Source organism: Runella sp. MFBS21 (assembly GCF_029433105.1).
In the GTDB taxonomy this organism is placed as follows: Bacteria; Bacteroidota; Bacteroidia; order Cytophagales; family Spirosomataceae; genus Runella.
The window spans coordinates 80,057-92,980 of record NZ_JARNTW010000013.1 but is presented as its reverse complement, the minus strand read 5'-3'; the positions used below and the strand labels follow the sequence as shown (position 1 = coordinate 92,980).

Sequence of the window (12,924 nt, the reverse complement as noted above, 5' to 3'; positions counted from 1 at the left end):
CTTCATTAAAACCCTGCTCTGAGTCCAATCGTCCATGACTTAGCAGTAGGATAACTGTTGTGGTCAATTCCTTGCATGGTCGAATTGCTCCCTCCTCTTGAATTGACCTCAGGGTCCCACCACGAATACTTGGTGAGCGTAAGTAGATTTTGGCCACTGCCATACACTTGCAAATTGCGTATCCACTTCACCCCCAATTTTTCCATTGGGAGATTGTAGGCAAGTTGTATGGTTCGGAGACGCAAGTAAGAACCGTCCTCGATAAATCGGTTTGAGACACGAGTGGTGGTGGTGCGGCTAATAATCGGATATTTGGCGTTGGTGTTGGTAGGAGTCCAGTGGTTGTAAAGGACTTCTTTGGGCATATTTAATCCAAAACCATAATCAATCGTATTGACAATCGAACTTACATTAAACAAATCATTGCCTTGCACGCCTTGTACAAAAAACGATAAATCGAAATTCTTGTAAGACATATTCGAATTCAACCCATAGATAAAATTAGGGTTGGGGTCGCCGATGTAGGTTTTGTCGTTTTGAGTGATGCTTCCATTGCCGTCCAAATCTTTGAAATTGATGCGACCTTGATCGGTATAGCCGTCTTCTACGTAGCCCCAAAACTGCCCAATAGGCCTACCTTCTCTCAAAATACTGGTGACATCATTGATGACAACCACGTTTACGTTTCCTCCCAAAATATCGTCACCACCGTAGAGTTTTACTACTTTGTTGCGATTGAATGAAATATTGGCGTTGACATCCCATTTGAAACTTCCCGTAAACAAGCGGCTATCTACTCCTAGCTCAAACCCTTTGTTTTGAACTTCTCCTACATTCTGAATCGTAGAAGTAAAACCTAAAGAAGAAGGCAAAGCCACGGTATTGAGCAAGTCGCGGGTATTTTTGATGTAATAATCGGCCGTCAAAATGATGCGATTATTCAAAATCCCAAAGTCTATCCCAATGTCTTTTTGCTCGGTAGTTTCCCATTTGAGATTACCCGGAAGGCGGGTTCCTGGCGAAAAGGTGGTGTACATGGCGTCGTCAAACACGGTCCGAAACGAAGAAAGTTGATTGAGCGTCGCATAGGGGCTAATGGCCTGGCTACCCGTAAGTCCCCAGCTTGCGCGTAGTTTCAGGTCGGAGATGAAAGTATTGCTTTTCAGAAAGTCTTCATTTGAAATCCGCCACGCCAAAGCTCCCGACGGGAAATAACCCCATTTGTTGCCCTCACTATAGCGCGACGAACCATCTCTACGAATACTTACCGTGGCTAAGTACTTGTCTTTGAAGGTATAATTGATGCGACCTAGATAAGACAAGAGTACTGATTTAGAATAACCCGAGTTCGGAATGCCAGGCGTAATGGCCGAACCTAAGCCCGAGGTTTCGATAATATCGCTCAAAAAGCCATTGCCCGAAGCGGAAAGCGAGGTATTTACAAAATCCTGATACGTAAATCCAGCCACTGCCGACACACTATGCACTTGGCCAAATACTTTACTATAACTAATGGTATTTTCGTTCAACAAACTAGTTTGCTGAGTGGTACTTACACTAGCCCGTCCGGGTGAATTGAAGAAATTGGTGGTTGTATAATTGTCTGTACGGTCATCGGCATTTTCGATACCACCCGATATTTTTATCGTAATTTCGGGAATAGGATTATATATCAAAGCGGCATTGGTCAATACCCGATTGGCTTTGATGCGGTTTGTTTGCTCATTAATAAAATTCAGCGGATTGATAAGGTCGGTAGCCACAAAAGGATACGCAATCGCCAACACCCGATACGTACCGTTGTCATTGTAAGGTGTCAAAGTAGGAGGTGCCGAAATAGCTGCCGAAATCATCGAATTGCCACGCGAGCCACCTTCACTGTCTCTTCGGTCGGTTTTGAGGCGTGAAAGAGTACTAGAAAGCGTCACGCTAAATTTTTCGCTGATTTTATGAGATAGATTGGTTCGTAATGAATAACGCTTGTAGTCACTCCCTTTGATGATACCATCTTGTCCAAAAAAACTACCTGATATCGAAAACTGTGTCTTGTCATTTCCGCCGCTAATATTGAGCGAGGTAGTCTTCATAGGAGCTTTGGTAAATACCAAGTTTTGCCAATCAAATCCCTCCCCAAAACCATCTACTTGGGCTTGTGTAAAATAAGGATTCAGTTTGTCGTTGGCGGCCTGTAGGTTATAAAACGTAGCATACTCTTTGGCATTCATCAAATCCAATCTTTTGATGAGAGACTGAGAGGTAAAGCTTGTTTCAAAATCGACCTTTGTTTTGCCTGATTTTCCGCGTTTGGTGGTAATCAAAACCACGCCATTAGCACCCCTTGACCCATAAATTGCCGTAGCGGAAGCATCTTTGAGGATTTCCATGCTTTCGATATCGGCATTGTTCAAAACGGTAGGATTGCTACCCGAAGTAGGGAAGCCATCTACTACATACAAAGGCTCGTTACTTCCCTGAATCGAATTGGTACCTCTGATACGAACACTCACCCCTCCTCCTGGTGCTCCTGTATTTTGGGTCACTTGTACCCCTGCTGCTCGTCCCGACAAGGCTTGTAATACATTGGCGGCGGGAAAAGCATTCAATTCTTTTGATTTTACCTGTGTCACCGACCCCGTCAAATCGCTTCGTTTTACAGTACCATACCCCACTACCACCACTTCGTCGAGTGCTTTGGTATCTACTTTTAAGCTTATATTGATTTGGGTACGGTTGCCTACCACTACCTCTTGCGGCTCATAGCCCACAAAACTAAACACCAAAATGGCGTTTGCGTCAGGCACGGCCAGCGAAAACTCTCCATTAGGATTGGTGGTAGTTCCTTTTTGAGTGCCTCTCAACAATACACTCACACCAGGCAGGCCATCGCCTTTGTCGCCATCGGTGACTTTACCTTTGATGACTTGCTCTTGGGGTTCGATTACGTTTGGGACTGGCACCGAAACTTCTTCTAGCGAAGCAGATTTTTCGGGGAGTTTTTGGCGCAACAAAATGCGCGTCCCTACCACTTCATACGAAATATGAAGCGGCGTAAGAAGTTCTTTCAATACCTCCGAGAGTTTGTTGGTAGTAGCCAACGACACCTTTTGGTCGGCTCGGATGGCATTGGGGCTATATACAAATTTGACTTTTGCTTGTTTTTCAATATTACTAAATACACGTTTTATCTCCACGGCTTCGATTTGCAGCGAAACAGTCGTATTCAGTACTTCTTGAGCTTTGGTAGCGTTGGCGCTGGCTAGTCCACAAAAAACTACCAGCAGCATAAATTGAGTAACCGTCATTCTCATCGCTTTGAGTAAGAACGCTTTGGTTCGTACATTTTTTTGCATAATTTTAACATGTTTTTGGTTTCGTAAGGCAAAAACTAACCGCCCACCAGACCTCACGCCAATGAAGTCTGAACACCCCGAACGCCAATTCGGTGGCGGCTACGCTAAGCCGACAATGCTCGCTACATTGTCGGCTTTTTTGTAAAAAGTCCATTTCATTTTAAGGAATTACAAACAAAAACCGTAGGTTTTACTTACATCCTTCACCGTTAATAAAAAGGCTGGTGCCGCGTTGTTCGTAGGTAGCATTTACCGACTTACACACCAAATCTAGCTGCGTATAAAGAGGTAGGTCATTGAGGTCTGCCGTAAAAATACATTGGTTAAGGGTTTGGTTTTCAACAATAATTTGAAGTCCGTAGGCTTTTTCGAGCCTTTTCAAGACTTGAGGCAAGGGGGTTTCGTCAAAAATAAAAGCAGTAGAGGCCGCAGGAGGGCGCACAATAACGGGCACTTCGATGATACCCGGCGTGAGTTTTCCGGATGCTTTATCAAATACAATTTTTTGATTGGGAGTCAAAATCATGCCGTTTCGAGGCTGCGTTTTTTTGGAAGAATTTTCATAAACCGATACTCTCCCCGTAGCTACTACTACTTCGATAGATTGGGCCTCTTCGTAAGATTTGACCGTAAAACTCGTCCCTAATACCTCAGTTATCAAATCGCCCGTATGAACGATAAAAGGTTTGGTAGGGTCACGTTTAACATTGAAAAAAGCTTCGCCTTTTAGAAATACACTTCGGCTTTGTTTTCCAAAATGCTCAGGATAAGTCACACTGCTGTTGGCCTTCAATACCACGATACTCCCGTCTTCTAATTTGATTTGGCGAGGATTGGTGGCGGTATTTTTAACTTCAATACCGTGCGGGGCTTCTATCTCAGCTTCAGCGCGGGGCACAGGAGGGGTTTCTGAACGATTAAGCCCCCAATAAACACCCAAAAGCAATATCACCGAGGCCGCACTCAGCCATTTCCACCAGCCTATACGGTGTCGATGCGCCTCTTCTATCACTGGCTCAGAAGTAGCTTCTTGGATGTGATGCCAAAGTCGTTTTTTTGTGGTTTCTTTTTCTTGTTCTCCTAATCCCAAATCAGTGCTTTTTAGCAAGTTGCCCTGCCACTCCATAATCAAGCGCTCCTCATCAGGGCTACATTGTCCTGCTAAGTATTTTTCTAACAATTGATTGAATTCGTACTGGTTCATTTTGTGTCTGTGTATGAAGAAATGGGTGGATATCAATTGTCAGAATGATAGGCTTTGAGTTGTTCTTTAAGAACCTTTAGCGACTTGGTGATATGATACTCTACCGCTTTTTCAGAAAGATTGAGTTGTTGGGCAATTGCCTTCACAGATTGGTTTTCAAACCGACTCAACTTAAAAATCTCGACGCTTTTTTCGGGGAGTTTTTTCATTGCTTCCTCTACTGCCTTCGACAAATCCGAAAACTGAACGGTTTCGTCCGTGGCATACGACTGCCTTATTTCATTAAAAATCAAATACTCCTGAAACTTACGATGTGTAATCTGCGACTTGATGTAGTTGGTAGCTAAGTGCTTAATCGAAACTACCAAATACGCACTCAAATGCTGAATGATACTTACGTGCCTGCGTTTCCAGAGTTTTTCAAAGAGGTCTTGAACCAATTCTTCGGCTTCCTCACGCGTGCCCGTTTCGTGATAGGCTACCCCCAACAATTTATACCAATACCGATGATAGATTTCTTCAAAAGCACTTTGGTTGTCGCTTTTCAAAAAATCCACTAATTGCTCATCCGTCAGGGCTTGATACTTCATAAGTAAGTGCTTCTGTTGGTGTATAGTCAATCAAGTCGGCAAAATCCCTAAATGATTTTAAAAAATCTTTGAATAATAATGAAAGAAGGAATTCCAAAGCCCACAAAGTAGTATGGGCATGAGGAGCATCAGAGAAGTAGTACTATCTAACTAAAATGTGTTTTTACCCTTTAGGTGCGTAGTTTTCCCAGTACTCTCTGGGTGTTAGAATTCTGGTGTACTCAAATTCTGTTATCGTGAAGTCAAGTGTGTTGCCTGTGGTCAAATAGTCTGCTGCACTTACCGCTGCTAACTCCAAAAATTTGTTATCGCTCGTGTCGCTCAAAACTTCTATTTTTCTATTTGTCTTATAAAAGATTGAAATTTCCCGAAGTTTGTTCAACACTACTTCTGCTTTTGTTTTGAAGTTAGTGAATTTAGAAAATTTATCTCGGTTTAATACTTCTATATATTCTGCAAATACTTCTTCCGAAAGGCAAGTTTCCACTTTTTTGGTTAGTACCAATTCGTACAAAATTTTAGTGGGAATAGAATTTGAAATGAGTGCCGAAACAATGACATTCGTATCAAGAATGAGTTTTTGCATCTCTTACGGCTTTGATTTCGGCGTTTATTTCGTCCATCGTCATTTGAGATAACCCTACTTGCTCGGCTATCTCATTACACTCTAGAAGTGCTTTTCGCGCATACTCACGACTTATCATCTCCACTAAATCTGTGAATTTGATTTCTCCTACCCCCAAATTGTATTTTTGGAAGTCGGTCTCACTCACTTTTAATTGTACTGTTCGCATAACCATGTTTGGTTTAAATTTTCAGTCTTCATCATCTCACTAAGCACTAAGTTCATCTAAAATAATTCGATAAATAGAAGTAGAGATGAACAAAATTCGTTAGCACAATAAACAACAGAATAACTAAAAGTACTTTTAGTTATTCTGTATCAACAAAAAAAATGTTTAGGAATTACAATAAGTCGCTATTATTTTGGCTTCTTGTTCAAAATCTTCTAATCCCAATCTACAAACTTTTCAAATAAGCAATGCTTTTAGGCACTTGCTGACTCCAGATAGGGCTTTCGTCTTCGATAAAATAGTGTTTGATGCCAATTTTTTTGGCTTCTCTTATTACTCCTGGAATATCGATTTGGCCTGTCCCGAGCGTCACATCATTTTCTAGTGGCGTACCTCCGGTCAAATCCCCTTTTACTCCTTTGCGAAGATCTTTGAGATGCACAAGCTGAAAGCGTTTTCCATATTTTTTCAACAATGCCACGGGGTCTGCCCCTCCGTAAAACGCCCAAAGTATATCCAATTCAAAAGATACATAATCAGGATTGGTGTTTTTGACAATATAATCAAACAAAGTGCCGTCTTCGTAAGGCTGAAACTCATAGCCGTGGATATGATAACAAAATGTGACACCGTTTTCTTTCAAGGCTTTTCCAATCATGTTGAAGTCAGTCACGGCTTTTTTGGCCTCTTCTAGCGTAAAACCTCCTTTTACTTTGTGCGGAATCCAAGCGCACATGAGGTATTTAGAACCTAAAATATTGGCTGTTTTGGCGGCTGCAACGGGGTCTTTTACCAATTGTTCATAGCCACCGCCCGTAGCGGGTATTTTGATACCTCGCTCTTCACACATTTTTCTAAATTGCTCTGGGGTGGTTCCTTTTTGTGCCCCGCCCTCAAGCTCCGTCACACCCAAGGCTTTGAGGGTATCGAGTGTAGCAGCGACATCTTTCGGAAAACTAGCCCGATAGGTGTAAGCCTGCATACCAATGGGGAAAGAATACAATTTCCCTTTTTGAGCGAAGGTATCAATGCCTATCAACAAAAGAGAAAGACAAAATAAAACAGCGATTTTTCTCATTGTATAAAATTGATTTTGAATTAGTTAAATGCTTTCGCATGGTTAATTATTAATTATCTAATAAACAGGATGTTAAATCAAGTATTTTAGTACTTAAAAAAATACGATGATTTAATATCTTAGATTTTAGCCTACTGATTAAAAAGTCAATTTAGCTCTATTTTACTGATAATAAGTAAACGTACAAGAATACACTTCGCAAGAATACTTACCTCTCTAAAACTTCTTCATAGCCTCAGCGTACCGGCGTCCCAATTCGCGCGCCGAAGGGGTATCAAAGTGCGTTTTATCCCCTTTGTCGGTCAGGCCCGTGGCTTCTACACAGGCTGTTTTTTTGACCTCTTTAGGCAAATTGCGGAGTTGTTGATTAATATTTTGAGCTTCAGGCACTTTAAGCACATAAAAATCACCCAAAGTACCTACAACAAACGGGACTTTTTTAGCAGATAGTTCTTTACGAAACCGCTTAATCAAAGCCTTTAATTTTTCGGTATAGCTTCCTACTAGTTCCGCCTTGCTATCGCTTTCGCCCTGATGCCACAAGATGCCTTTCAATTTGCCCGCGGCCAAAGCCGCTTTAGCTCTCCGAATCGCATCATCATAAGGGTAGCTTTTGGTTTGGTCGTGATAGCCTCCGGGTTGCCATTTATCAATACTTGAGCCACCCGCCGCCGCAGGTATGAGTCCTATGATGATGTTGGTGTCGGCCTCTGCCATTACTTTTGCAAACTCCAATCCGGGCCCTACTCCCGCTTCAGGTTTATCAAAATGCAAAGGAGCGACGGCGGGCACCCATTGATTGTCTTTACTGAACATCCAAATCCGTGGATGTGCCACCTTGTCAGCCGCTTCGGGAATTCCCCTTCCTGCCATATTTGACTGACCTACAAGTAGATATAGATGTACTTTTTTGCCTTTAAAATCGGGATTTTGGGCGGTTGCTCCCACCACAAAAAGACATAATACCACGCAGAGAAGAGATTTCATGTACATTTTATCACGTTTATTTTTACTTAAAATACTTTTCTAATACTTCTTTGGGCTGCCATTGGTCGGGTTTACGCACTACATTTTTATAATCAAATACCTGAGAAGAGATTTCGGTAGCCGTAAGCGGATGCGGGTCGCCATAGAGTTGTTGATGTTTTTTCAAGTCTTCGGTCATCGCCTTGACTCTATCGGCATGTTCGGGTTTTTGAGCCAAATTATTAAGCTCATAAGGGTCTGATTGCAAATCAAAAAGCTGCGTGAAATCTACTTTCGGATAACGAATCAATTTCCAACGACGATCACGAATTGCTCGTTGATTGAAGGTATAAGCCGTAAATACTTGTTGACGCACAGCCTGTGTTTTGTTTTGAATGATTCCCGACAAGTCTTTTCCGTCCAAATCATTGGGTGCTGCGAAGTTGAGCATTTGGCTGAAAGTGGGAAAAAGGTCAAAAAGATACACAAAAGCATCTCTCTTTTGGTTTTTGGGGATGCCTACCCCACTCATAATCAGCGGCACTCTCATGCTATGTTCATAGAGGTTTTGCTTGCCCAATAGCCCATGACTTCCCATTGCCAAACCATTGTCGGCGGCAAATACCACAATGGTATTTTTGTCGAGTCCTTTTTCTTTGAGTTTGGCCAAGATTTTACCAATCGCTTCGTCCAAATGCGTAATCATGGCGTAGTACTCGGTCAACTGTGACTTGATAACATCAGTCGTGCGAGGATAAGCCGCCAGCATTTCATCGCGCACGGTCATATCACTGCCAAAATTGAAAGGATGAGCCGGCATAAAATTAGGAGGCAGCGGTGCCGTACCGTAGCGTTTGAGATAATCGGGCAGCGGCGACCGTGGGTCGTGCGGAGCGGTAAAAGCTACATATGTAACAAATGGTTTTTTGGGAGTTTGTTTATCCAAAAACGCAATCGCCGACTCGGCAAAATAATCCGTAGAAAAACCTTTTTTGATAGGTTCAGTAAAAGTCCCGTCGGGTTTTAAATCGCACATGGGTGTTTGATAATGATCGGCCATGCCGCCGAGCATTACGTTTTTGGCCTCCATAAAACTCGCACTTACAGCAGCAGGTTCATTGTGCCATTTGCCCGTCATAAAGGTATAGTATCCTTTTTGGCGCAATAGCATCGGCCACGTGGTGACGCCATTGAGTTTGTCGGTTACTCTAAAAAAACCTTTGCCGCTCATCAACATGGCCCGACTAGGCGCACATACTGCCCCGTGATGACCTCCCAAAATATGCGCCTCGCTAAACATGATACCATTTTGGGCAAGTTTATCAAGATTGGGAGTTTGTACATAAGGGTTGCCATAACATCCCACTGCATCGGCGCGTAGATCGTCGGCAAAAAGAAAAAGGATGTTTGGCTTAGAAGATTGCGCCAATACGATTTGACAAAAAAGACAACAAAACAAGAATAAAACTCTCGACATAAAGGTTATTTTTTAATTGTTTAGCTTGTGTATTTTGCGTCAGAGACGCTGTACCATTTGTGACCCAAATCATAGTTTGGGTCAAGTTATACGCGTCCCAGCCTGATGTGGGAACAAAGACAACATTTGCCAATCACTATTGTATACCACTCAAAAAATACTTCTGATTATCAGTACATTATACATCATTTGCAAATTATATAATTAATCCCCGATTATGATTTTATGATTTCCGAAACATCAAGCAGATACATTTGGCGTCCGTTTCCTTCGTGTGGGGAATCGATGCAGATTTTGGTGCCGTCATGGCTAAATCTCGGATGTAAATCACAGCGCCATTCGGCCACAAACTCAGGCGGCGAATAAAAACTCCCTAAGTCGGTACGGCGGTCGGTAGGGATATGATATAAATAAGGGGTTTGAAGGCGGTCTTGCCCACTTGCGTAGTTGTCGTTGAGAATCCACTCAGTGCCATTGCCCACGGGCAAGTAGGTTTGATGCCCATTTACTTTCATTTTGTCGGCGCCGATACGGGTATATTTTCCGGTAAAATCATCCAGTATATAAAACCCCGACGGCTGCCCTTCTGGGCGCGTGTAAGCGCATATGCTACGCGGGTCTTTCCAAATAAAATGCGAGGTAAAACCTGAAGGGTCGATACAATAAAGATTGCTTCCATCGGCATTGGCTGTAAACATCCGCGTTACGAAATTGGTACGTGCCATGATTTGGCGGTCTTCGCGTTTGGCGCGCCAGCGATGCAAAAAAGTAAAACGAGAGGCGTCGGTATTGACCAGTAAATGATTGAACCAGTGATAATTATCCACTACCGATTGTCCTTGATGCGGCAACTGAGCCAGTTCGTTGAGCGAAAACAACAATTGCGTTTTCCCTGTTTGTAAGTCCATCTTATAAAGCCCTATCTCTTTAGGAGCTTTGACCTCAAAATACGGGTCAGGAATCCCCGAATACCCATAGCCTGGGCGCAGGTCTTGAATCCGCGAAAACTCAGTCCCGATGGCCCATTTACCGTCAGGACTAAGCGCATAAACAGCCTTGGGAAGGGTACGTTTTTTGCCTGTTTTGATGTTGACAACATGGCTTACAAACTGATTGTCAACGCGGTCGTTCCAAATCACCTCCGTCGTAGATTGGGGAACCCACTGTAGCATACAGCCCTGCTGCCATCCCCATGAGCGACTTTCGCCAAGGGTAGTCCAGCGGTCATTGTCTTGCAAATCAATAAGGCCAATTTTGACACTATCCTTTTCTGTAGGCGAACGATGCTGAAAATCCACCTGCATTCCCAACACATAACGCCCAGTAGGATCAAATTGCCATTTGTCATAATATCCAAACCAATGATAATAAGGGCCTTTTGTGATAGCTCTTAGAGGGACAGTTTTAGGGTTATATCCCAGCAGCGGCATTGAAAGTGCCAATAGAGACTGTTGTAAAAAAATACGGCGCGAGTGAAGGGTCATGGGAGAAGTGGCTTTTTGGTACTTTAAAAAGCATTTTTGCCAACTCAACTACTAAATAGTTAAGTGCATATCCCCAACAAAACCACTCCTTCTCCTCAAAAATCTCCATAATTAACTTGCAAACACGGAAGCCCTAGTTCTAATCGCCACAAATCCACTACTTGATTGCGGTCATCAAGCACAAACTGCACAAAATATTTGCCTTGGATGTGAGTTTGATAAAGTTCTTTCTTCACAACGGCATCCTGCCGGTTGTCATCCTGAGGTCGCATGTAGAGTGCTTCAAAGGGGATGTGATTATACGAAAGCCAATTTAACGTAGGCTGACGAGCCTTCTCTTCCCGGCCCGACATTAATATAATTTTTACCCCCAACTTGTGATAAGTATGTAGCATATTAGCAATAGGCTCATTGAGTTCGTCTAGTTCACAGGCCATTGCATTGTAGGGGTTTCGATGCCTAATGAGCGCCAATGTCCCGTCCAAATCACAAATAATTGCCGCTGGCAAAGTAGCATCTTGCGCTTGATAATGCGGTCCCCGCTCGTTGCCTAATTGATGCGTTTTGTACATTTTCATGATTACCTCCCGTCCTACTTTTTTTTCTCTCACTTCATCTCTTGCCAAACACTCCTCCAAAGAAGTATTTAGTTCTTTCATTTCTATTTTTACGTTTTCGCCTGATTCTTGGTTGTACCTTTCTACCACCGCGCCAATACGCTCAAAAGGTAGATTTGCCACTTGCTGGCAATCCCCGAAGTATAATTACTTTTTTCATTGTAAGAAAAGGTTCGCGCTTATGACGCGAACCTACAAAAATAAAATACTAACCTTTATTTAGCCGTACCGAAAATTTGCTTCAATTGGTCGAGTACTTGCCCACCTCCCGAAATAGAAATGGTATTGATTTTATCGGCAATTTTTTCCACGTATTCCATTTCTTTGAGGCGGAATAGCATTTCGTTTTCCTCCATGAGTTTGGCGGTGTTGAGAAGGCTACGCATCGAAGCCGTTTCTTCGCGGCGCATGATGATGTTGGCCTGCGCTGTTTTTTCAGCGATAAGCACGCGGTTCATGATTTCTTTCATATCGCCAGGCAAAATCACATCCCTGATACCACAGTTCACCAATGCTACCCCTAACTGCCCTGCTTTTTCGGCAATGGCGTCCAAGATAAATTTTGAAATGCCTTCTTTTTTTTCCAGCAACTCATCCAAAGTAAGCGTACCAATGTACTCTCGTAACCCCAACTGCATCAAAATATACAATTGTTTATCGATGTCTTTATTTTCGAGTAACGCTTTCATTATATCCGTCACTTTGTACTGAACGTAAAAGTTAATTCGCAAAGTAGCCTTGTCTTTGGTCAAGATTTCTTGCCCCGCAATTTCTAATTGCAGCTGACGAATGTCCACTTTAGAAATATGTACCGATAGATTGTTTCTCCACCAATAGTAAGTACCTGCCTCAAGCACTTTTTGGTATTTACCATTCACAAAAAGTAGCCCTTTTTCGTAAGATTCAACCGTATAAGAACGCATATACACCAATACTTCCTTAGAAGTAAGTGACACCAAATCAATATCTTCCGTAATCTCTACTTTGCTCAAGTCAGCTCTGACATAGCGATAGTTGACCATGTTTTTCCAAAAAGCATGACGACCAGGTTTCAAAACGGTTTTGAGTACTTGGTTTTCATACTGAAGTACAATTTCGTGGTCTTTCACATCAATCACCTCCAACAAATCAGCCAAAACCTTGTCTGCCAACAATATATCGAGCGAGTAAGGGGCTGTAAAAGGTTTGGTAATGTCATACACTTTTACAGTTTGGAAAGGGCCAACGAAATGAACCCCTTCTGTGAGGGCCTTCAGATAGGTTTCGTTACGAAATACCAGCCCTACTTGATACGCGTTGATGTTGACAAATTTCATGGTTTTGTATGTTTAATAATTGCTGTTCTTGTTTTATTCCTATGACAA

The 12,924-nt window shown here is 42.6% G+C and carries 11 protein-coding genes; all 11 read right to left on the bottom strand.

The features are described from left to right. Positions 1-5 precede the first annotated feature (5 nt). A complete protein-coding gene (locus P1X15_RS21680) occupies positions 6-3,350 on the bottom strand; it encodes a TonB-dependent receptor (protein WP_277340233.1) in 3,345 nt (1,114 codons plus the stop codon). Between the two features lie 190 nt (positions 3,351-3,540). After that, on the bottom strand, positions 3,541-4,554 hold the full coding sequence (locus P1X15_RS21675) for a FecR family protein (RefSeq protein ID WP_277340232.1): 1,014 nt from the start codon (positions 4,552-4,554) through the stop codon (positions 3,541-3,543). 32 nt (positions 4,555-4,586) lie between these two features. Continuing rightward, positions 4,587-5,144 (bottom strand): RNA polymerase sigma factor, encoded by a 558-nt coding sequence (locus P1X15_RS21670; RefSeq protein WP_277340231.1) that lies wholly within the window; start codon positions 5,142-5,144, stop codon positions 4,587-4,589. A 163-nt stretch (positions 5,145-5,307) separates the two neighbouring features. Next, on the bottom strand, positions 5,308-5,730 hold the full coding sequence (locus P1X15_RS21665; protein ID WP_277340230.1) for a putative toxin-antitoxin system toxin component, PIN family: 423 nt from the start codon (positions 5,728-5,730) through the stop codon (positions 5,308-5,310). Continuing rightward, positions 5,711-5,938, bottom strand: a complete 228-nt coding sequence (locus P1X15_RS21660) for a hypothetical protein (protein WP_277340229.1) — start codon at positions 5,936-5,938, stop codon at positions 5,711-5,713. Before P1X15_RS21660 ends, P1X15_RS21665 begins: the two co-directional genes overlap by 20 nt. A gap of 226 nt (positions 5,939-6,164) precedes the next feature. Continuing rightward, positions 6,165-7,016, bottom strand: a complete 852-nt coding sequence (locus P1X15_RS21655; RefSeq protein WP_277340228.1) for a sugar phosphate isomerase/epimerase — start codon at positions 7,014-7,016, stop codon at positions 6,165-6,167. Positions 7,017-7,232: 216 nt separating this feature from the next. Beyond that, a complete protein-coding gene (locus P1X15_RS21650; protein ID WP_277340227.1) occupies positions 7,233-8,003 on the bottom strand; it encodes a sialate O-acetylesterase in 771 nt (256 codons plus the stop codon). Between the two features lie 22 nt (positions 8,004-8,025). After that, positions 8,026-9,459: a sulfatase-like hydrolase/transferase gene (locus P1X15_RS21645; RefSeq protein WP_277340226.1), complete on the bottom strand. Its 1,434-nt coding sequence runs from the start codon at positions 9,457-9,459 to the stop codon at positions 8,026-8,028. A gap of 215 nt (positions 9,460-9,674) precedes the next feature. Next, on the bottom strand, positions 9,675-10,943 hold the full coding sequence (locus P1X15_RS21640; protein ID WP_277340225.1) for a hypothetical protein: 1,269 nt from the start codon (positions 10,941-10,943) through the stop codon (positions 9,675-9,677). Between the two features lie 95 nt (positions 10,944-11,038). Further along, positions 11,039-11,683: a polynucleotide kinase gene (locus tag P1X15_RS21635; protein ID WP_277340224.1), complete on the bottom strand. Its 645-nt coding sequence runs from the start codon at positions 11,681-11,683 to the stop codon at positions 11,039-11,041. Between the two features lie 92 nt (positions 11,684-11,775). After that, positions 11,776-12,876, bottom strand: a complete 1,101-nt coding sequence (locus P1X15_RS21630) for a slipin family protein (protein ID WP_277340223.1) — start codon at positions 12,874-12,876, stop codon at positions 11,776-11,778. Between the last annotated feature and the right edge of the window lie 48 nt (positions 12,877-12,924).